19 protein-coding genes are annotated in these 20,236 nt (G+C 43.4%); 15 read left to right on the top strand and 4 right to left on the bottom strand.

Annotated elements, in window-relative coordinates:
- Positions 1–62: 62 nt before the first annotated feature.
- The 5 genes from ABMY45_RS15760 to ABMY45_RS15740 all read left to right on the top strand — a co-directional run bounded on the left by ABMY45_RS15760 (position 63) and on the right by ABMY45_RS15740 (position 6,854).
- Positions 63–950, top strand: coding sequence for a LysR family transcriptional regulator (locus ABMY45_RS15760; RefSeq protein ID WP_349289139.1), 888 nt, complete (start codon positions 63–65; stop codon positions 948–950).
- A 119-nt stretch (positions 951–1,069) separates the two neighbouring features.
- Positions 1,070–1,873, top strand: a complete 804-nt coding sequence (locus ABMY45_RS15755) for a PhnD/SsuA/transferrin family substrate-binding protein (RefSeq protein ID WP_206472983.1) — start codon at positions 1,070–1,072, stop codon at positions 1,871–1,873.
- 31 nt (positions 1,874–1,904) lie between these two features.
- Positions 1,905–3,518: an ATP-binding protein gene (locus ABMY45_RS15750; RefSeq protein ID WP_349289138.1), complete on the top strand. Its 1,614-nt coding sequence runs from the start codon at positions 1,905–1,907 to the stop codon at positions 3,516–3,518.
- 244 nt (positions 3,519–3,762) lie between these two features.
- Entirely contained in the window at positions 3,763–4,260 is a 498-nt protein-coding gene (locus tag ABMY45_RS15745) for an RNA polymerase sigma factor (protein WP_174169024.1), read from the top strand.
- A 182-nt stretch (positions 4,261–4,442) separates the two neighbouring features.
- On the top strand, positions 4,443–6,854 hold the full coding sequence (locus ABMY45_RS15740; RefSeq protein ID WP_349289137.1) for a TonB-dependent siderophore receptor: 2,412 nt from the start codon (positions 4,443–4,445) through the stop codon (positions 6,852–6,854).
- 49 nt (positions 6,855–6,903) lie between these two features.
- On the opposite strand, the gene ABMY45_RS15735 is transcribed toward ABMY45_RS15740, so the two are convergent.
- Positions 6,904–7,278 (bottom strand): VOC family protein, encoded by a 375-nt coding sequence (locus ABMY45_RS15735; RefSeq protein WP_227387189.1) that lies wholly within the window; start codon positions 7,276–7,278, stop codon positions 6,904–6,906.
- A 229-nt stretch (positions 7,279–7,507) separates the two neighbouring features.
- Between ABMY45_RS15735 and ABMY45_RS15730 the strand changes: the two genes are divergently transcribed.
- Together ABMY45_RS15730 and ABMY45_RS15725 are read left to right on the top strand one after the other, a co-directional pair.
- Positions 7,508–7,813: an NIPSNAP family protein gene (locus ABMY45_RS15730; RefSeq protein WP_010604531.1), complete on the top strand. Its 306-nt coding sequence runs from the start codon at positions 7,508–7,510 to the stop codon at positions 7,811–7,813.
- A gap of 27 nt (positions 7,814–7,840) precedes the next feature.
- Positions 7,841–8,356 carry a GNAT family N-acetyltransferase gene (locus ABMY45_RS15725; protein ID WP_174169022.1) on the top strand — a complete coding sequence of 172 codons (516 nt, stop codon included), beginning with the start codon at positions 7,841–7,843 and terminating at the stop codon, positions 8,354–8,356.
- Positions 8,357–8,405: 49 nt separating this feature from the next.
- On the opposite strand, the gene ABMY45_RS15720 is transcribed toward ABMY45_RS15725, so the two are convergent.
- Positions 8,406–9,305: an EamA family transporter gene (locus ABMY45_RS15720; RefSeq protein WP_349289136.1), complete on the bottom strand. Its 900-nt coding sequence runs from the start codon at positions 9,303–9,305 to the stop codon at positions 8,406–8,408.
- Between the two features lie 116 nt (positions 9,306–9,421).
- Between ABMY45_RS15720 and ABMY45_RS15715 the strand changes: the two genes are divergently transcribed.
- Complete coding sequence (locus ABMY45_RS15715) at positions 9,422–9,904, top strand: MarR family transcriptional regulator (RefSeq protein ID WP_174169020.1); 483 nt, start codon at positions 9,422–9,424, stop codon at positions 9,902–9,904.
- A 654-nt stretch (positions 9,905–10,558) separates the two neighbouring features.
- Here ABMY45_RS15715 and speB read toward each other — a convergent pair.
- Both speB and speA read right to left on the bottom strand, forming a co-directional pair.
- A complete protein-coding gene (gene speB, locus ABMY45_RS15710) occupies positions 10,559–11,479 on the bottom strand; it encodes an agmatinase (RefSeq protein ID WP_174169019.1) in 921 nt (306 codons plus the stop codon).
- 3 nt (positions 11,480–11,482) lie between these two features.
- A complete protein-coding gene (gene speA / locus ABMY45_RS15705; RefSeq protein WP_174169018.1) occupies positions 11,483–13,396 on the bottom strand; it encodes a biosynthetic arginine decarboxylase in 1,914 nt (637 codons plus the stop codon).
- Positions 13,397–14,090: 694 nt separating this feature from the next.
- Between speA and ABMY45_RS15700 the strand changes: the two genes are divergently transcribed.
- The 7 genes from ABMY45_RS15700 to ABMY45_RS15670 all read left to right on the top strand — a co-directional run bounded on the left by ABMY45_RS15700 (position 14,091) and on the right by ABMY45_RS15670 (position 20,170).
- Positions 14,091–14,933, top strand: coding sequence for an alpha/beta hydrolase (locus ABMY45_RS15700; protein WP_174169017.1), 843 nt, complete (start codon positions 14,091–14,093; stop codon positions 14,931–14,933).
- Between the two features lie 62 nt (positions 14,934–14,995).
- Positions 14,996–15,385, top strand: a complete 390-nt coding sequence (locus tag ABMY45_RS15695; RefSeq protein ID WP_102056643.1) for a hypothetical protein — start codon at positions 14,996–14,998, stop codon at positions 15,383–15,385.
- Positions 15,386–15,388: 3 nt separating this feature from the next.
- Positions 15,389–16,033: a DUF6058 family natural product biosynthesis protein gene (locus ABMY45_RS15690; RefSeq protein ID WP_174169015.1), complete on the top strand. Its 645-nt coding sequence runs from the start codon at positions 15,389–15,391 to the stop codon at positions 16,031–16,033.
- A gap of 114 nt (positions 16,034–16,147) precedes the next feature.
- On the top strand, positions 16,148–17,281 hold the full coding sequence (locus tag ABMY45_RS15685; protein WP_349289135.1) for a DJ-1/PfpI family protein: 1,134 nt from the start codon (positions 16,148–16,150) through the stop codon (positions 17,279–17,281).
- A complete protein-coding gene (locus ABMY45_RS15680; RefSeq protein WP_130126188.1) occupies positions 17,274–18,185 on the top strand; it encodes an alpha/beta fold hydrolase in 912 nt (303 codons plus the stop codon). Before ABMY45_RS15685 ends, ABMY45_RS15680 begins: the two co-directional genes overlap by 8 nt.
- Positions 18,185–18,886 (top strand): response regulator transcription factor, encoded by a 702-nt coding sequence (locus ABMY45_RS15675; protein ID WP_349289134.1) that lies wholly within the window; start codon positions 18,185–18,187, stop codon positions 18,884–18,886. The genes ABMY45_RS15680 and ABMY45_RS15675 overlap by 1 nt, the downstream gene beginning before the upstream one ends.
- A 21-nt stretch (positions 18,887–18,907) precedes the next feature.
- Positions 18,908–20,170 carry a HAMP domain-containing sensor histidine kinase gene (locus ABMY45_RS15670; RefSeq protein ID WP_253104603.1) on the top strand — a complete coding sequence of 421 codons (1,263 nt, stop codon included), beginning with the start codon at positions 18,908–18,910 and terminating at the stop codon, positions 20,168–20,170.
- Positions 20,171–20,236 lie beyond the last annotated feature (66 nt).

Here is a 20,236-nt window from a genome sequence, read left to right as displayed (position 1 = left end):
AGCAATGTGACAACTGAGAAGAATCCATAAATAGATGAGATAAACTAACTTATAGGTTTGCTATGTTCACACATTTACCGTCTTTGAATAACATAAAAACCTTTGCGGTTGCTGCGCACTACTTGAGCTTTAAAGATGCGGCGCGGGTACTTAATGTTACGCCTACGGCAGTGTCACATCAGATAAAGTCACTGGAATCACAGTTAAGGGTTCAGCTTTTTGAGCGAAAAACGCGAGCAGTGCAATTAACATTACAAGGACAGGCACTTGCAAAGGTGTGTATTGATTCACTCAATATGCTCGATAATGCGTTTATTGAGTTTACCGAGCAAAAGAATGATTTGCTTATTTCATGTTGTAATTCATTTGCTGCACTTTGGCTTGCTCCGAATATGGCTGCCATTAATCATGCTTTCCCAAACCAAACCGTCACAATATGCGCGAGCGATCAACTCATTGATTTAAATAAAGAGAAGCATATTGATATCGCCCTGCGTTATGGCAAAGAGGATCCGAATTCTAATGAAACTCATCTTATTACCGAGAAAATTGGGCTTTATGCTAGCCCAAATTATCGGGTGCCAGACCAAGGTAAACCTGTACTATTTCTCACCCATTGGCAAGACGAAACGGGGCTTGAAAATATTCCTTGGCGAGCGCACATTGACGAAAGCCATTATGACTTGCGTTATTTTGAGCAAGAACACTTTGTCTTGCAGGCGGCTGTGGCCGGGCAAGGGCTGGCACTATTGAGCGATGTATTAGCAGAGTTAGCAGTAATACAGGGGTGGTTAAGTAAAAGCCCAACAATGGAGGAATTTTCAGGCTATGGCTATTGGCTCAGGCAAACGACTTATCGCAAGAGTTCGGCGATTGTTCACCAGTTTGCCATTTGGCTGGCAAGCGCGTTACAAAATATCAAGGCCAACAAAGATAAGGACATAAGATAAAAAGATAAAGGACAGGCACTTTTATCAATGAGCAAATAAGCCGTTTTTTAATATTGATCTATACTTTTGTGGAGCTTAAGTCCTTATTCGAAAAGTGTTTATTGCTAGGTGGTGATGTGATGATAAAAATCCTGCTGATGAGTCTCATTTTATTTCCCGCTTTATGTTTGAGTGGTGATTATACCTTCGCCTTTGTGCCGCAGCAGTCTGCAAATAAGTTAGCCAAAAATTGGCAGCCTATTCTCGATTATCTCAGTGATAAGACCGAAGATAACTACACGTTTAAAACCGCTAAAGATATACCAACCTTTGAAGCCCGGGTGTTGAAGCAAGAGTATGATGTAGCATACATGAATCCCTATCACTTTGTTGTATTTAATGAGCAGGCAGGTTATCAAGCTATCGCCAAGCAAAGAGATAAAATGATCAAAGGGATCATCGTGGTTAAAAAGGGAACGGGTATTACTGACTTATCGCAGTTGCGAGGAGAGACGCTTGCTTTTCCGGCTCCTGCTGCATTCGCTGCAAGCATTTTGCCCCGTGGTGAACTTGTGAAACAAGGTATTGAATTTACACCAAGGTATGTCTCTTCCCATGATTCTGTTTATCTCAACGTGTCGAGAGGATTTGTCAAAGCGGGCGGTGGTGTTATGCGTACTTTCAACAACGCCGATCCCAAAATTAAATCACAACTCGACATTCTCTGGACGACAAAAGGTTATACGCCCCATGCATTTGCCGTAAAAAAAACAATGCCAGAAGATGCAAGGCAAAGATTAGTAGAGGCGTTGACCTCTCTTGAACTGAGTGAAGAGGGCATTAGGCTACTCGAAGCGGTGAATTTCAAAGGCATTATGGCGGCGTCGAACGAGGACTGGCAAGACGTAAAAGCATTAGAATTAGAAACCTTAGTTGGCAATTAGTACGCGGACTATTAAGAAGCCCCACAACTGAATGAAAAGGCTATCGTTAAGACTCAAAACCATGATTGGCACCGCTATTATTGAAGCGGTGTTGTTGAGTGCGCTCATATTTGTAGTGATTGATTTTATGATGGAGTCTGCAAATGACGCCATGAATAAACGCGCAACGACAACCGCAAGCCTGTTTGCGAGTGCGACCAAAGATGCGGTGCTGTCATACGATTTGGCCACACTGGATGCTTTTACCAATGAGTTATTAAGTAACCCAGATATCCTTTACGTTAAAGTCATCGATGGTGAAAACCAAACTCTTTCTTTTGCAGGTAACGAGCGCTTAAAAGAACGTACATTTGAAGGTGATACGTTAGTTGAAACAGTTACCGACGGTATTTTTGATATTCATGCTGATATTGTTGAGGGTGGGACCCTGTTTGGCACCATTCAAATAGGCATAGATATTGGCACCATAAATCGAGCTATGTCAGAGGTAAAACGCTGGACGGTTTCCATCGCGCTGTTTGAAATGGCGTTAGTTGCTATTTTCTCTTATTTTCTCGGTATATATCTCACAACCAATCTGTATATACTGAAGAATCAAGCTAAATTTATCGCTCGGAATGTCAAAAACGGCGTGTTTGATTTCAAATGGAAACCAATACAGAGTAAAGATGAGTTACAAGAGCTATCTTTGGCGTTTGATGAGCTATCACAAACCTTAGCCGAAGAGCATGAGCGTCGAGAGCGATATAAGCATGACTTGATTGAGCTAAATAAACATCTAGAAGAATTAGTGGCGCAAAGAACTGAAAAACTGAATCAGAAAAATCAGCAGCTTGAGGCTACCAATAGAGAGCTTGAAGCCGCACAGCAACAGCTTGTTCACTCAGAAAAAATGGCATCGGTGGGTCAATTAGCCGCCGGGGTTGCCCATGAAATAAATAATCCGCTCGGTTTTGTCATGAGTAATCTCGATGTGATGCGTCACTATCATGGCGATTATGCCGAACTTGCAAAGCGTGCGATTCAGCTTGAACTTGAACCCAGTACACTCGTAGCGTTTAATCAGTTTATTCAAGACAAAGACTTTGCTTTTATTAATAGCGATTGTACTGAGCTTATTGACGAGTCGATGACTGGGCTACAAAGAGTGTCTGCGATTGTGAACGACCTCAAACAGTTTTCAAGGGCAGATACTATTCAATTGCAACCTTGTGATATTAACGCCTGTATTAAGACAACGTTAAATCTGGTGGAGAGTAAGCTCAAATATCATGCTAATGTGATCACACAACTGAATGAAGTCCCTCAAGTGCTCGGTAATCAAGGTAAACTAATTCAAGTATTAACGAATTTACTGATCAATGCGGCTCAGGCATTGAAAAGCGAAGGAGAGATCCGCGTCTCAACAAGTCTAGAACAACAGCGTGTACTGATCCGAATTCAAGATGATGGGTTGGGGATCCCCGAAGAAATAAAAGATAAAATATTTGACCCATTTTTTACGACTAAGCCCATTGGCAACGGGACAGGCTTAGGCCTTTCAATAAGTTATGACATTATTAAAGAGCATGGTGGCGAGCTTGTAGTAGAAAGTGAGGTTGGGATTGGAAGCTGTTTTACTATCACCCTGCCTGTTTCTCCTTGAACTCGAAAAGCAGTTTGATCTTGCCCTTGTTATTCAACACTCAAGTATAAATTATCCGCAGTTCAGATCCGCATTCTGGTAATGAATATCAGTTGGTGTGAGCCTGAGACAAAGGATTTCTAAATAAAGGGTGATGGATTACCTTCACCCACTTAGGCTTTATATCTCAGAAGTATTGCAATTTTCATAAATGGTAATTATTATCATTCGCAATTTTTGCAAGGGCTTGCGTGTTGACTTATAAATGATGTATTCACAAGAAATATTACAGTCACTCTCCTCAAATGAATGTGCACTTAAACGTTTTCTGACTAGCAAGCTTGGTTGCTCAGATACAGCGTCAGACATTCTACAAATCATTGCTGAAAAGCTGTTAAAGATGAAAACAAATCGAAATGTAGAAAATCCAACTGCCTATCTGTATCGCTCCGCCCACAATGAAGTCATTAATTACTTCCGTACTGAACAGGCTAGAACCCAGTATGAAAAAGCGTACATGACGACATGTATTGATAGTCAAATAGCCGATATTTCAAAGTGCCATATCAGCTCGTGTGAGCTTCGTTGCATAAACTTGGCACTGGACGAGCTGCCATTGTTAACCCGGCAGATATTTTTTATGTACACCATCAAGGGTGTTAAACAACGAGATATTGCCACACAGTTAGCAATTAGCCTGTCAAATGTAGAAAAGCGTCTCACCGTAGCAATCAACTTTTGTAAAGAGGTACTGTCTCGTTAAGTTCAGGTGGCACTTTCGCTGCTCGCACATAAAAAGTATGACGAACACCTTTCAGTTACTACTTATCTTAATGCTCGCCGTTACGTTAAAGCGGATTTTTATAAGATTTTTACGGGTTTGCTAATTCGTAGACGTCTTAACGATGAATTATATAAATGGGTACATGAAAATAGAGGATGACCATGAAAAGCCATACTTTTAGAATAAATAAGTTTCAGCATGCGATAAATATATGTAGACGGAGCTTATTTATTTCTAGCGCAGGACTCATATTGGCAACTGCGAACGTTTATGCTAGCGATACTACGTACCAACTGAATATAGAACCCCAAACGCTTTCTACAGCGATAACCGAACTGTCGGCTGCAACGCAGCAGCACATTATTACAGATGGTGTCGCGCTAGCAGAGCAAAGAACGATACAAGTGAAGGGAAACTATACGACGGAAAAAGCACTTGAAATTCTTTTGAAAGGAAGCGGGTTTGTTGCAACTAAAGTTGGCGAAAATCGTTTCTCAATCCATGAAGTAGGCGCAGCTCTCGCGCGTGATAATGAAATTGAACGTATTGCGGTGACGGGCAGTTATGTGGTCAATGAACCAATAGACACGGCAACAGGTTTGGGTCTGACATTGCAAGAAACCCCGCAAACCGTGAATATTATTACCCGGCAAAGTATTGAAGATCAGGCGTTAACGTCACTAACCGATGTGATTAATAATGCTTCTGGCATTTCGGCCAAAGCTTACGATAGCTCAAGGAATGCGTTTTCGTCTCGAGGCTTCAATGTTGACAACTACCAAATTGATGGGGTGCCAGTACAGTGGAATGGCGCGCAGAGTGCTGGTGAGTCGCTCACCGACACGGCGCTTTATGAACGTATTGAAATCGTGCGTGGAGCAACAGGGTTGTTGACCGGTGCAGGAGATCCGTCGGCATCGATTAACTTGGTTCGTAAACACGCAAATTCGAGTGAACTTAGTGGCAAGGTAATTGCGCGCTTAGGGCGCTGGAACAATTATTATGCGAGTGTTGATCTGGGCACCGGGCTAAACGAAAGCGGATCTGTTAGAGGTCGAACGGTTATGGTGCTGCAAGAAGGCGACTCTTTTGTCGACTATGAAAAAAAGAGTAAACAGGTTTTTTATGCCACCGTTGATGCAGATTTGTCGAATGCAACCTTACTGCGATTAGGGTATAGCATTCAAGACAATGAACCCAAAGGCTCTCAATGGGGCGGGCTGCCAATATTCAACTCTGATCTCAGCCGTACAGACTTTGATCGTTCAGCTTCAGTGGCCGCAAAATGGAGTAGTTGGGCCAGTACACACAAAACATTTTTTGCAAACCTACATCACAGTTTTAGTAATGGATGGGAGTTGGTTGCCCATGCGAATAAAAATGTCAGCACTGCAGACATGTATTTACTTTGGGTATCCGGACTTCCTCATCCTGTGACGGGGGCTGGGATGACTGCTTCTGGATCGCGCCTAGAAAATGAAAGAGAGCAGATTGACTTTGGTGTCAGATTACAAGGCATGTACTCTTTATTTGACCACGAACATGAATTTGTAGTTGGGGTTGCAAAGAGCGATCAGGACTTTGTGTATTACGGCTATGAAGGTGGGGGGAGCAAAACTGCCAAACCAGTCACAAACTTTTTTGAGTGGAACGGGGAATTTGACCAGCCAGATTGGGGTCAAAAATACATCAGCCAGGATTACACCACTGAGCAAACAGGTTACTTTGCTGCGACACGAATACATTTGAGCGATAAATTTAAGGCAATTGTTGGTGCTCGGTTAGCGAGTTGGAATAGGCAGGGTGTATCCTATGGAACAGACCAAGACTATGGCGATGATGACGTATTTATTCCCTATGCGGGGCTACTGTATAGCTTAAATGACAGTCATACGATTTATACAAGTTATACGGAAATCTTTAAGCCGCAGAATGCGGTTGACGCTGATGACAATTACTTAGACCCCCTCACTGGGATCAATTATGAAATTGGTTTGAAAAGCACTTATTTCAATGATGCGTTACATACCAATATAACTTACTTTCAAACACAGCAGGAAAACTTAGCGGTTGTTGACCCTGATTTTGTTCCACGTCCTGATAAGTTAGCTGCATACAAGGAAGCAGATGGTGTTGAAAGCGACGGTTACGAGCTCGAAGTAGTCGGTCAGATCATGGACGGCTGGAAGATTAATGCCAATTATACTGCATTCGAAGCAACGGCTGAGGATAGTAGTGGCACATCAAATACGGTTAATACGCGATTTCCTCGAAAAATATTTAGATTATTCAATACCTTTGAATATAACCAATTTACATTGGGGGCAGGTATTTCTTGGGAGGGTGAAAATTACACTGACATAAAATCACCATTAGGCAATGTACGAGTTGAACAGCCAGCCTATTCACTTATCAATTTAATGGCTAGATACCAACACAACGAGGCGCTATCAGTACAACTAAATATTGATAATGCCTTTGATAAAGAATATTACAGTCAGATCGGCTTCTACTCGCAGCTAGCATATGGTGAGCCAAGAAATATTAGTTTGAGTCTTCACTACAAACTATAAATTTGAACTCCATATTCGATGGAAAAAAGGTATAGAGCTAGAAATAGCGCTATACCTTATCACTAGTAAACACGCGAATACGATGTCTATCAGGGTCTAATACGACAAAACTAGCGCCATATCCCTCGGCTTGCGGGACCTGAGCAAACTCAATATCTAGTAATTTCCATGTATCGTATAAAGCCAAAAGCGCTTCTTGGCTTGGTTGCATAATAGAGATTTCAGAACCGCCCCCGGTAATGCAACTTGGTGGTGTAAGGGCTGTGTTTTGTTTAAGTGCAATGGAGACGTTGTGTGCACATTTCATAGAAACAAAAGTTGGAGAAAGCTGCGCTGCCTCACATTGGAATAGCTGTCTATAAAACGCTTCGCTTAGCTTGATATCGCTTACATATAACACCAAAGAATCAATGGTGATCATCATGGGATTCCATCATTTTTTAAAAGTTGCAGCTAAGATACGCTCTTAGTGTGTCAGTTACTGTCAGTAGCTTTACGCTGAGTCCAAAACAGGAGTTTGAGCATTTAATCGAGACCGATAGTCCCATATCACTTTAACTTCATGTTATTAACGCTTAAAGTAATCTCGCACACTGTCTATCGGTGTGTAGAGCAATGTGAAACTGGTGTTTTTAACAAAAAGGAAAGGTTGTATGGTTACTTGCTACTTAAAATATGTTGTTGATCCGGCAAAAATTGCTGACTTTGAGGAATATGCGAAAATGTGGATCCCACTCGTCAATCGCTTTGGTGGGCAGCATAATGGCTACTTTTTACCATCGGAAGGTGCAAGTAATATTGCTTTGGCATTATTCACCTTTCCCAGTTTGGCGGCCTATGAAACGTATCGTAATGAGTCGTTTCAAGATGCACAGTGTCAGGCTGCAATTAAATTTGCAGAAGATACCGGTTGCATAATCAGCTATGAACGCAGCTTCTTTAGACCTGTATTTGAATAGAGGTGAGTAAATGGAGCTGAACATCTCGTGGAACTAGATATTTCTGCCAATCTCAAACTACAAAACCTTGCCGTGACGCATGCAAAGCCATTATTTTATTGCGTACAAAGCAGTCGTGCAAGTTTACAAAATGTGCTGCCGTGGGTTGCGACATTACATACCGAGGCTGATGCAGAGCGATACATCGACACACGTATAAACAACCAAGTCGGCGGACTTTGGTCTGCTATTGAATTTAATTGCGAGTTTTGTGGTGTGTTTGGGATCAAATATATGGATGCGCAAACGCAAACTGCTGAAATTGGCTATTGGCTTGGCGAAAAGGCAAGAGGTCACGGCTTAATCGGTCTAGTGCTTGAACAGGTTATTGCCAAGCTTCGAGAGGTAAGTGATATTAAAACTGTGGAGTTTCAATGCTTACAGTCAAATATTGCGAGCCAGCGGATCATTGAAAAAATAGGCGGCCAGTTTGTTGAGTCCTGTGTCAATGATTTGGGCGTAGCAGGTGACGAGTCGCTATATATCTATCGACTCGCACTCTAATTTCTTCTATTTGAGGGAATGAGCGCATAGTTGCTATGCGCTCAACTGATTAGTTTACCTCACACTTAGCAGGCACAGCTCGGCTTCGTAGGGTAGTGACGATAATTTGCGGTAATAGCGGCATTACAATCATGCCAACCATCAAACTATACTGAAGCGGCGTGAACGTCTCGCCCAGTAGCACCAACCCCGTCAAAATACCCGCAATTGGATTTGCGATACCACCAAAGGTAAAGTCCACCACAGACATCCGCTGTAGTAACCACACGTACAAGCTATAACCTAGCGCGGTGTTCAGGAGCACAACCCATAATATGCCGCTGAGATTAGTCATCGAGAAATTGTTAAAAGCCGCAATATACTTAGCTGGTGCAATAACACCGTGAACGCTAGATGCGAGCGTGAGAATAACGCCGCCAATAATGAGCTGCCAGGTTAACACTGTCCACCAATGCATGCGACCACCAAGAGACTTAGTGATTGAGCTGCCGATCACGATACAGGTTATTGCCGCAAGTATTGCCGCTAAACCAAGAGGGTTTAAACTCAGTGAACTCGGATCAAATAGCAACCAGGCCAACACAATAAGCGCCGCACCGCATAACGCTTGCACCAATCCTGGGCGTTGCTTATTGACCAACCAATGATAAAGCATGGCGAACACCGGCACAGACACCATGCCCACGCTCGATATGGCAGATGGTAGCGTTAACGACATCACGAAAATCATGCTAAAAAAAGCCGCGATATTAATCGCCCCAAGGCCGCATAGTATTTTCCAGTCTGCTTTTTTTGGCAAACTTGGCTTAACTGCCAGCAAAATAAGCCCAGCCGGCAGCGCTCTAATAGCGCCAAGTAAAAGAGGCGGCCAGTCGGCGAGGGTGTATTGTGTTACCGCGTACGTGGTGCCCCATAAAAATGCAGGGATCATCGCGAGGAGTATGTTCACATTAACTATCTTTATGTTGAGATACTTTGCGGTAAGGTATTACTAAAAACACTTTTTGTAAAGTATCTTTATGTTAAGATATTTCTTTACAAAGTTTGTTGTCGGGGCAAATATTGATGGATGCGATTGATAGAGTACAAGAGCAGTGGGCTCGCGAAAAACCACAGTTAGAAACAACGCCCATGGCGATAATGGGTCGCTTAGTGCGCATAGCTAAACATATGGAAGCCGAAGTTGAAAAGCTACATAAGCAATACGGATTAAATTTGGGCGAATTTGATGTGTTAGCTACCTTGCGCCGCAGCGGCAAACCATTTCGCTTAACCCCATCAGAGCTATTTAAAACCATGCTACTCACCTCTGGCGCGATGACCAATCGTTTAGATAAGCTAGCGGCAAAAGGCCTTATTAAGCGTGAGCATTGTAAAGAAGACCGCCGCAGTGTAACAGTTGAATTAACAGCAGAAGGCCTCGCCCTGATTGAAAAGCTGATTGAGCCGCATATCGCCATTCAAGCCCAATTGGTTGAAGGGATGAGTAAAGAGCAGCAAACCTTGTTAAATGGTGTGTTAAAAGAGTGGTTAACGCAATTTGAGTGAGGATATAAACAGTCTTGTAATATGTCGGTTAGGTTGGAATAAGTGAAGCACCACCACAAGTGTTTCATAGTGTAAATAATCTAGTGGGAGGCGGTTCACCCGCCGAGAAGTTATGTTTTCAAGCTATTGTTGATGATGAGTTTGCAGGCGACCACTTCGAGTTGACTAATGAGTAGAGCCTTCCTTGGCTAATATCAAAGCGCATCCACGCGTTCCTCGTTCATTCTTTTGAAACGACGCGGTCGAGCGAACCAAGAAAACGTCGCCCCGACATCACACTTAATCCTCAAATCCTAACCCGATATAGTGCAACCATCATGTAAGGCACATCCCTATGCCAGACAAGACTTAGCCAACATCCTGTCGGCACATTGCATATTGGTTTATACTTTTCGGGTGTGATGGAGGGGGAATAAGTCGCCTGTGGATTTCCACTTTCTCAATAGCAATAGAGTCGTTTACAAGTTCAGAAAATTGAGGCTCCAAATTCGCAGTATAAATATTTTTGTGGGAGGCGGTTCACCCGCCGAGAAGTATGTTTTTTAGGTGTGACGAAGGAGAATAAGTTGCATGTGAGATCTTCTACGACTTTACAGTAAAATCCAAACAAAAAAGCCACCTGGTTAAGGTGGCTTAATCTAACCCCGCATCCGGTTATTTATGCTTTACAGCCCACAGATGCAGTAGTTCGTGTGCAATGGTGGCGGCGGCGATTGCGGTGAGCTCGCTTTGGTCGTAGGAAGGGGAGACTTCTACTACGTCCATACCTATCATGTTTAGCCCTTGCAATGCGCGTAAAACCTTCAGCACTTTGTCGCTGGTTAGGCCGCCGCATACTGGGGTGCCGGTGCCTGGTGCGAATGCTGGGTCTAGACAGTCGATATCAAAGGTTAAGTACACCGGCAAGTCGCCAACGCGTGCTTTGATTTGTGCTGCTATTTCTTCGGCACTTAAGTCGTTTGCTGCCATAGCGTCAATCACGCCAAACTCGTGGCCTTGCTCTGTGTACTCGGTTCTAATGCCAATTTGCATTGAATGCTCTGGGCTTATTAGGCCCTCAATCGGAGCATGATAGAACATAGTACCGTGATCATAGCGTGAGCCTTGGCTGTACGTGTCTGTGTGCGCATCAAAATGTACAAGCGCCATTTTGCCGTGAATTTGCTGATGAGCACGCAGCAATGGCAGGGTCACAAAGTGATCGCCGCCTAGGCTTAATAGCGTTTTGCCTTGCTGCAAAATTTGCAGAGCAGCTAGCTCGAGTTGCGCAGTAAAATACTCAGGATCGCCAACCGGGTAAGTGAAATCGCCAGCGTCCTGAAGTTTAATTTTGTCCCACAATGCAAATGACCAAGGGTATTTTTTACTTTCCCAAGCTAAGTGCACGGATGCGCGACGGATTGCATCTGGACCCAAGCGTGCGCCTGGGCGTCCAGAGGTTGCCAAGTCAAATGGCAAGCCAAGTACCACAACGTCTGCATCAATATCTGTGATATTGCGTACCATTGGCTGACGTAAAAACGTCATGCCGTTGGAGTACAGAGAATGATCGGTGTGATCGAATAAGTGGCTCATGGGTTAAAAATCTTCCAAATAAGTATAGCCGTCAAGGCCGGTTTCAAGCTCTGCCAGGCAAGTAGCTCGTTCTTCAAGCGGTAGTTTGCTTTCAACTAGGTTGGCAAAGTTACGCTTAAATTGTTCAACATCAAGGTGTACATAACGCATCATATCGGCAACAGTGTCGCCCGCATCGACATTACCAAGCGCCAATTCGCCTTGGTCATCTAATGTGGCTACAACGGTGTGGGTGTCGCCAAATAGGTTGTGCATGTCACCTAAAATCTCTTGGTATGCACCCACCAAGAAAAATCCCAATAAATAGGGTTTATCTTTGCAAAACTCTGGTACTGGTAGGGTGGCTTCAATACCTTGGCCATCCACATAATGCTCCACCGTACCGTCAGAATCACAGGTAATATCCAGTAATACCGCGCGGCGCTTTGGCGCCTCTGTTAACCCGCTGAGTGGCAGGACAGGGAATACCTGTTCAATACCCCAAGCGTCTGGCAAAGATTGAAATAGCGAGAAATTCACAAAGAATTTATCCGCAAGCTTAGCACTGAGTTCGTCAATAATTGGGCGATGGAAACGGTTTTTGTTATCCATACGCTTGTTTAGCTCATAACATACGCGCAGGTTTACTTGCTCCGCCCAAGCTCTTTGCTCAAGGCTTAATAGGCCCATCGCAAATTGGCTGTGTACTTCTGCCAAGTCGCCCTGCGTATCATGAAAAATTTCAATCAACGCGCGGTCGTCGCTCTGCTCGTTGAGCGCCTGCCAAGACGTCCACATATTGTGTAGCAGTCTTGGGGCGTCACTTACCGGTGCAGTTATCTCTTCTACTTGATAGCTTTCGGTGCCAATCACATCGGTGATTAATACCGCGTGATGCGCCGTTAACGCACGACCCGACTCAGAGATGATCTTTGGCATTGGCTGATTGTATTGCTTACAGGTATCGCCTACGGTGTAAACGATGTTGTTTGCATATTCAGCTAAGCTGTAGTTCATCGAGTTGGACGACTGGCTACGCGTTCCATCGTAATCCACTGCAAGTCCGCCACCTACGTCTAAATTCAACAGGTTTGCACCTAAACGGCGTAATTCGCAGTAGAATCTAGCTGCTTCACCCACACCAACGCGCACATCACGAATATTGGCCATTTGCGAGCCTAAGTGAAAGTGCACCAGTTGCAGCGCGTCTAGCATGTCAGCTTGCTTTAATTGGTTAACAACCGTAAGGACTTGCGATGCAGACAGACCAAATTTGGACTTTTCACCGCCGCTTGCTTGCCATTTTCCTTTACCTTGTGATGCCAAACGTACGCGTAAGCCTAAACGTGGTTTAACGTTGAGTGCTTTGGCTTCTGCCATCACGATGTCGAGCTCAGAACGCTTTTCTAAAACGATATAAACCTGATGGCCTAATTTTTCACCGATAAGCGCAAGACGGACGTATTCTCTGTCTTTGTAGCCATTACACACGATCACTGCGCTGGTTTTCTCACTGAGCGCCAATACGGTAAGTAACTCAGCTTTACTGCCAGCTTCTAAGCCAAGCTGTTTTTTATCGCTGGCCGTTTGGCTTGCGATAAGCCCCTCAATGACTTCTTTTTGTTGGTTTACTTTAATTGGGTAAACCAATAAATAATCTTCTGGGTAGCTGTAATCAGTAATCGCCTGATTAAACGCACCAACAATATTATGTACGCGCTGTTCAAGGATTTGTGGAAAACGCACTAGCGCAGGTAGGGTATAACCCTCAGATTTAATTTGTTGTGCAATGTTTGTCAGAGTTACGGCGTGCTGTGGCTGCTGTTGGTTCGGCATCGCAGTAACCTCTCCCTGATCATTAATACCAAAGAAGCCTTGGCTCCAGTGGCGCACGTTGTAGCATTCACGTGCTTGCTCAGAAGAGGTAAATTTGGTCATTCAAGTTCCTTAACGTAAGTTAGAGTTCAGCCTGCAGTGCGCCATCAATGGCGGCTACTCACTGAGTGATAGGTAGAATTAACCTGAACTCAGCATAACAACTTATTCTCTGGCAGCTGTTACCCCCTACTACAGCGTTAAATTTGTTTGCAATAGGCCAGCTATTGACGCACAAATTTGCCTTGTATTAAGAAATAACATCTGGCCAGAGCGATATTACGCTTTTGAGCATGGATATTTTAGTTGATTAACTAACTTTTTATCCCGAGTTCAGGTTAATTAATTTTCGCGCATTAGACACAAATAGAAAGTCTCAGTCTAATGAGTTATTTTGCTCGTCAAGAGTGACAAATCTTTCCCTTAGTTTAGTTGCGCTATAACGTGAATTAAGTGAGTGTAAACAAGGAGTAGTAAATTCTACTCTCGTGGTTTTTTAAGCTAACATTCCATCAAAGCGCAAGATTTGCATCGTTGGCAATCAAGATTATTTATATCGCTTTGCTCGGTGTGCCTTTGCTTATTTTTGACGTGAAGCTTATTCGTCGAGAAGTTGATATCTTGTTTATGGGTTATGTAGCTTATTTCATTTATACGTTGAGTCAATAAAGTTTCAGAAGTTTCTGAAACTTCGTTGCGTTTATCGAGTAAACTAATTTAGTATGTTATTGGGAAAACTTAAAAATGAGAAAGGACAATGAAAACAATAACATCAGCAGTACTCGGACTCGTCGCTTACAGTTCAGTGGCCAGCGCCAACCAATCAGTTCATGAACACGATTATCAATATGTGGAAATAAACGGCAACAAACTTGCCTATGCTTGCAAAGGAGAGGGCGAGACTACCGCACTTTTACTAGCTGGTATGGGCCTTGATGCTCATGAAACCTACAAAAACACCATTCATAACATAAATCCAAAAGGCTATCGCTTATGTTTTTATGATAGAGCTGGCACCGGAAAAAGCACTTTTGCCAAGCCTCGAGTACGGACTATGTTGGAGCTTACACAAGAGCTTGAGGCATTCACTCAAGCCACTAAAATGGATAATTTGGTACTTGTACCTCACTCTTTTGGTGGGTTTGTTGCAAGGGCTTATGCCAACCGAAACCCTGAAAAAGTGAAAGGGATGGTACTTATTGATATCGCTCATGAGTCTTGGTATCACGATATGAAAAGTAAGATGTCTAAAGAAGCATGGAAGATAATGGAATGGATCATCAACTGGGAGCGAGATACTCATTCATTAGAAGATTTTGAAGAAGCTTCTGCCCATACAGAGATGTATAGAATCAACCGGAAAATGCCAGTTACCATACTGTCGCGAGGGATCCCTTATGTGACTATCCGCTCTACTGGTATGAGTTATGCTGATGTTGATGTTTATACTCAAACTTCAAAAGGCTCCCAAATAAAGCTGCAAGAAATTGGTGATAATGTTACGCCCATTACCATGAAATATGCATCTCACCTGTTTGATGAAACAGATCCATTTATTGCCATCAAATATATTGAAGAAATGGTGAAAAAGGTACGATAATATTTTTTACGCAAAGGGTTAGCGGTTATACTGCTGCTAACCCAACTAATAATAATAAAGCAATGTTCTCTCATCACATAATCAGTTCAAAAATCACGACTTTCTTAGTAGCTGCAGCCGGCTTTGCAGGGGTGGTATTGTCAGTACTGGGTGTATTTAACCATCCGGAATTGACGTTAATCCTCGACTTTACAGCAAGCTTTTTATGCTTGATGGTCGCGTATAAGTTATATCAAAAGCAACTCAGGGCCTTAAGTTGGGCAGCAGTGCTCGGCGCGCTTATGTCCGTTGGCGTAGTCGTCGATGATACGCTAATCCAATTTTCATCAGGGCTGCTATTAACGGTTCAGTTGAACCTAGAAACCATAGCCGTAAACATCAACTTGCTTGGCTTGATTATCATCGCGACTGCGCTCACGGCAAAAATAAAGCTAACTAATTCAAAGGAATAATTAATGGAGCTACTTACCTATCTGCAGACGCATTTTATTACCAAAGAGACTTTGCTACGCGAGTCGCAGTTATCCCATCTTGAATTGGCTATGTTAATTGAAAAGCGTTTGATGCCAAAAGCCGCCTATAAGTTAGCATTAAAGCTTGAATGTGATTCTTTCTTTGGTGAGCACAGTGATGAAAGCTGCCTAGAATTTTATCCGCAAGGCGCTTTAGTGTGGCTTGGTGCGGTATCACAAGTAACGGATGAAGCACAAGCCTTTACACTCTTTAGTAAACGTTATAAAAACCAACTGCATAGATTAAAAGCGCAAGGCTTTAATCCGAGAGGTGCAAAGCTGGATCAAGACATCGACGCGCACTTAGAAAGTGAGTGGCAACACTTCCTTGACGGTATTTACGGACTTTGTACTAAAACGGGTTTACCTGAAGATATTGCAAATAAAGAAGCCGCCATCGTTATCATCAATGAGTATTTGGCAAGAGATGAACACTTGAGTTCAGATGAACTAACCAACCTTCACCAAGTGGTCGATTTATTGGATGAGGCCAGTGCATTATTTGCGCCTCATGAGCGTGAACGTAGCTCACGCAAGCGCTTAATAGATGACGTGAGAGCAAAATTTCCAAAGCCTTTAACATCATAATTAACTGTTTTTCGCTTTTTAAATCATGTGAATTGACTTCACATCCATTTCACACCTGTCCGCATAAAGTGTCTGTAACAAAACAACACAAGGGTCAACAGGCCCGAGGACAGGATGATGAACAAATCACTATTAACCTTATCTCTCGTTGCTGCCTTATCAGCAACTTCAATCAATGTGGTTGCGCAAGATAAAAATACACCTCATGTGCTCATGGTGCTCAGTAGTTATGGCGAAATGGGGGCTGATGGCTCTTTAAGCAAACCTGGATTTGAATTTGACGAGCTCAGTAAAGCGTATGCCGTGTTCAAACAAAATGGCATAAAAGTCACGTTAGCCTCGCCAAAGGGCGGTGAACCACTTGCCGATAAGTTCGATAAGAACAAACCCTACAATCAAGCATACAGTAACGATACGACAGCGATGGTGCAGCTTAAAAACACTAAAAGACTGAGAGAGTTAGAGCCCTCGCAATACGATGCTGTATTTGTGGTTGGGGGCAAAGGCCCAATGTTCGACTTGCATGACTCCAAGCCGTTACAGGCGATTATTCGTGATATCTACGTTAACAACGGCGTGATTGGTGCGGTTTGTCATGGTCCTGCTGCATTGGTGGATGTAAAGCTTGAAAATGGAGAGTACTTAATCGCTGGCAAGCGAGTAAATGGCTTTACCAACGAAGAAGAAGCAGCGTTTGGTAAAAAGTGGACCAAACAGTTTCCATTCCTACTTGAAGATAAACTCATTGAACGTGGAGCATCGTTTGTGCAAGACGGGTTGATGTTGAATCAGGTCAGTATTGACGGTCAATTGATCACAGGGCAAAACCCTTTTTCTACGGTAGACACTGCTAAAGCGATGGTTGCGGCGCTAGGTCTGACGGTAAGCGAGTTACCGCGATTCAAAGACGATGAAAGTATCTTGTTGGTAGAAGAGTTCTTTTCAGATAGTAGCAAAGCGAAGGCGCGTTATTTAGCGGATAAGTCATCATTTGATCCTATGTTGCTCGGGATCTCTGGTTTATATCAAGCGCAGCATGCGCAAACTGCTCATCAACTTGCCGTGGCCATTGAGTTGATGCAATTAACCCTTGCAGATATCGATCACCCCATGTTGTACGAAGCGCTAGTAAATGCACAGCTCAAACTAAATGATGTATCTGGCGCAAAATCCACAATAAAAGCAGCGCTTAAAAAGCACGGTACGGCGGAGAGTTTGATTGCACTAAAAGAGAAAGTTTATGGTTAAGCAAAACTGGAGAAAAGCAATGTTAGTAGTGACTGGAATTATCGCGGGCGTTGCCGCTGTTTGGTATGCAGTATTTGGATTAAAGCCATACAGCGTTACGCCAGAGGAATTAACGCAAATATATAGCTATGAGCAAAAGGCGGTGGAGGTAAAGCTATCGCCGCTCGAGGGCAATCAATTTTCACTCGAATACATTAGTTTTGACGGTGATAAAGTGAATGGCCAAATCATTTACCCCACTAATTACGATGCTAGTAAACCAATGCCTATCATGGTGGGTGTCCATGCGATGGCTCGTAGTTATGTGCGTTGGATGCAGGAGAGTTTTAGAGGATATGATACGTTTGAGCAAACCGATGAACTTACCAAAATGGCACTAGCAAGCGGGTATGCCGTGGTGGCCATTGATTCAAGAAATCATGGTAAGCGTAAAGATCTCGAACATGGTATTTTTAAAATAATGGATGATTTAGATTGGTGGGGCAAGCGCGAACCGTACGAAAAGTTAATTATTGATTCGGTAAAGGATCACAGGGTACTGCTTGATTGGATTGCAACTCAACCGCAATTTGATCAAGACCAAATCAGTGTTGCGGGATATAGCATGGGAGGTCAAATCAGTTTAATTCTAGCGGCGCTGGATAAACGAGTAGATAATGTATTATCAATTGTGCCGCCTTACCTGACTAACGCTGTGGCACGAGTGGCGATTAAAAACTTTGCGACGGCAGTTGATTCTCCCAAGGTGTGGTTGGTCTCGGCTGATGACGATGAATACACAAGCGAGCGTGAAAATGAAGCACTATTTGAAGCCATTGCGAGTGTGCAAAAACATCATGTAGTCATTGAAGGTGGGCATCTCTTGCCTGAAGGCTACTACAAAAAACTACAAGGCTGGTATTAATGAAAGCAAGCTCACAACTCAATATTTTAGTGATTGAAGACAACCCCGCGATTGCAAGTAATATAGCCGATTACTTCGATATGCAGGGACATAATCTGGACTTTGCTTATACGGGAGAGCAGGGTTGTGAGCTTGCATTAACGCAATATTTTGACTGTATTATTTTGGATATTATGCTGCCAGATATTGAAGGGCTTGAGGTCTGTCAGCGATTAAGGCTTCAAGCCGACAGGCATATTCCCATCATCATGTTAACTGCTCGAGATACCTTGGATGATAAATTAGCAGGATTTGCGCAGGGTGCGGATGATTACCTCACCAAACCTTTCTCGCTAGAGGAGCTAGCTGCTCGAGTCAGCGCATTAACTTGCCGATTAAATCCCACTCCTGCTGCAAGAACACTCAGTGTAGGGGACGCAGATAAACAGGTTACGCTCAACTATCAAAATCAAACGGTAACACGAGGTGAAACTGTACTCGTGCTACCGCCCATATTGTTCAATATTCTTAAAATTTTGATGGAAAGTTACCCTCGAGCGGTATCAAAGAGTGAGCTCGTTGAGCGTATTTGGGGCGAGGAGGGCACTGACTCGGACTCTTTACGGTCACACATCTACCAATTACGTAAAGCGGTAGATAAGCCATTTCCAACTGCCATTATTAAAACCATTCACAGCGTTGGCTTAGTGCTGGATTTATAGCTGAAATTGCAACTGAGAAAAATGAAAACAAAACAACTAAGAAACCGCATCATCACTTATTTTGTCTCTATCGTCGTGTTGCTCAGTGTATTATTTTCACTGATCACTTTGCTTTTTAGCTACATCATAGAAGACAGTTTTTTTTATCAAATTTTAGAGGATGAAAGAAAGCAGATAGCGCTTCAAATCGTCAATAACGAGACACCAAAAGCACATTTTGACTTCGTCACATTTCATCCTACAACCGACACTTTACCCGCGGTGGTAAGAACGCTACTCGCTGAGGAACCAAACCGTAAAGAGTTTAGCGCTGAGGCGGGTAAACATTATCATATCGCCTTTCTAAACAAGGATGACCGTGGACAAGGTTTATTGCTTGCTGAAGTAAGCGGCCATCTTGTGGTGCGCGAACTTCGAGGCTTAATGCTTGGTTTTTCACTGACCTTATTGGTGATTGGATTAGTAATCGCGTTATTGTTAGCGCTCGGTACGGTAAAGCTGGCAAAAAAATTACTTAAACCTTTGGATGAGCTTATGGCTATTGTAGAGGCGAGTCCCGTTGAAAACCTACCGACCAATTTTGCATCTCAGTTTTCGCAAAATGAAATTGGTAAATTTGCACAAACGCTAGAATCGGCCCTTGCTCGCATTCGAGCATTCGTTGAGCGTGAACGCCAATTTACCAGAGATATTTCCCATGAATTGAGAACACCTGTCACCATTTCCCAAGGGGCGGTCAGTTTACTCAACCACACTGAGTTAAACAGTAAACAGCAAGAGCTGGTGGCAAGGATAGCGGAGTCTGATCAGCAGATGCAGCTAACACTAGAAGCGTTACTTGCCCTTGCCCGGGAAAAAGCAAATACACCGGAGCAGACTAATCTACAATCCGTGATTGAAGCCTGCATTATTAATAATCAAGCGCTGTTTGAGCATAAAGTCCTAAGTATTGACTTACCCGGCAATGTATTTGTTCCTATGGCCGCGCAGGAGCTAAGATTGGTAGTGCAAAACCTGTTACAGAACGCTGTACATCATAGCCAAGGCGAGCAAATTCATATTCGTTACAGAGATAATACACTAACGATTGCGGATAATGGCCAAGGGTTACCAGAGATCTTTACGGTAAACGAGCAAGCCTTTGAGTCTGGCATGCGGGGTCCTAATAGTTTAGGTACAGGCATTGGCTTATCGCTAGTAAAGCGTCTTTGTGAGAAGTTTTCTGTAGAGGTGATGATTGAAAGTAGTGAAACGGGTGTATCGGTTCACTTAAAGTTTGCTTAGGGTCGTTGTTGCCCCGACCCAACAGAGGATGAAAAGGCACGGCGACTTCCGTTATCGTGCCTTGAG

It is taken from the genome of Pseudoalteromonas sp. XMcav11-Q (assembly GCF_040104525.1).
In the GTDB taxonomy this organism is placed as follows: Bacteria; Pseudomonadota; Gammaproteobacteria; order Enterobacterales; family Alteromonadaceae; genus Pseudoalteromonas.
Note: the sequence above shows the minus strand (reverse complement) of the source record. Positions and strands in the feature narration are given on the sequence as shown.

Bases quoted from the DNA above. Each gene is read 5' to 3' on its own strand.
- ABMY45_RS15675 (WP_349289134.1), top strand. From the start codon at position 18,185: ATGAAAGCAAGCTCACAACTCAATATTTTAGTGATTGAAGACAACCCC.
- ABMY45_RS15700 (WP_174169017.1), top strand. From the start codon at position 14,091: ATGAAAACAATAACATCAGCAGTACTCGGACTCGTCGCTTACAGTTCA.
- ABMY45_RS15715 (WP_174169020.1), top strand. From the start codon at position 9,422: ATGGATGCGATTGATAGAGTACAAGAGCAGTGGGCTCGCGAAAAACCA.
- ABMY45_RS15685 (WP_349289135.1), top strand. From the start codon at position 16,148: ATGATGAACAAATCACTATTAACCTTATCTCTCGTTGCTGCCTTATCA.
- speB (WP_174169019.1), bottom strand. From the start codon at position 11,479: ATGAGCCACTTATTCGATCACACCGATCATTCTCTGTACTCCAACGGC.
- ABMY45_RS15750 (WP_349289138.1), top strand. From the start codon at position 1,905: ATGAAAAGGCTATCGTTAAGACTCAAAACCATGATTGGCACCGCTATT.
- ABMY45_RS15740 (WP_349289137.1), top strand. From the start codon at position 4,443: ATGAAAAGCCATACTTTTAGAATAAATAAGTTTCAGCATGCGATAAAT.
- ABMY45_RS15760 (WP_349289139.1), top strand. From the start codon at position 63: ATGTTCACACATTTACCGTCTTTGAATAACATAAAAACCTTTGCGGTT.
- speA (WP_174169018.1), bottom strand. From the start codon at position 13,396: ATGACCAAATTTACCTCTTCTGAGCAAGCACGTGAATGCTACAACGTG.
- ABMY45_RS15735 (WP_227387189.1), bottom strand. From the start codon at position 7,278: ATGATGATCACCATTGATTCTTTGGTGTTATATGTAAGCGATATCAAG.
- ABMY45_RS15695 (WP_102056643.1), top strand. From the start codon at position 14,996: ATGTTCTCTCATCACATAATCAGTTCAAAAATCACGACTTTCTTAGTA.
- ABMY45_RS15730 (WP_010604531.1), top strand. From the start codon at position 7,508: ATGGTTACTTGCTACTTAAAATATGTTGTTGATCCGGCAAAAATTGCT.
- ABMY45_RS15755 (WP_206472983.1), top strand. From the start codon at position 1,070: ATGATAAAAATCCTGCTGATGAGTCTCATTTTATTTCCCGCTTTATGT.
- ABMY45_RS15680 (WP_130126188.1), top strand. From the start codon at position 17,274: ATGGTTAAGCAAAACTGGAGAAAAGCAATGTTAGTAGTGACTGGAATT.
- ABMY45_RS15745 (WP_174169024.1), top strand. From the start codon at position 3,763: ATGATGTATTCACAAGAAATATTACAGTCACTCTCCTCAAATGAATGT.
- ABMY45_RS15670 (WP_253104603.1), top strand. From the start codon at position 18,908: ATGAAAACAAAACAACTAAGAAACCGCATCATCACTTATTTTGTCTCT.
- ABMY45_RS15690 (WP_174169015.1), top strand. From the start codon at position 15,389: ATGGAGCTACTTACCTATCTGCAGACGCATTTTATTACCAAAGAGACT.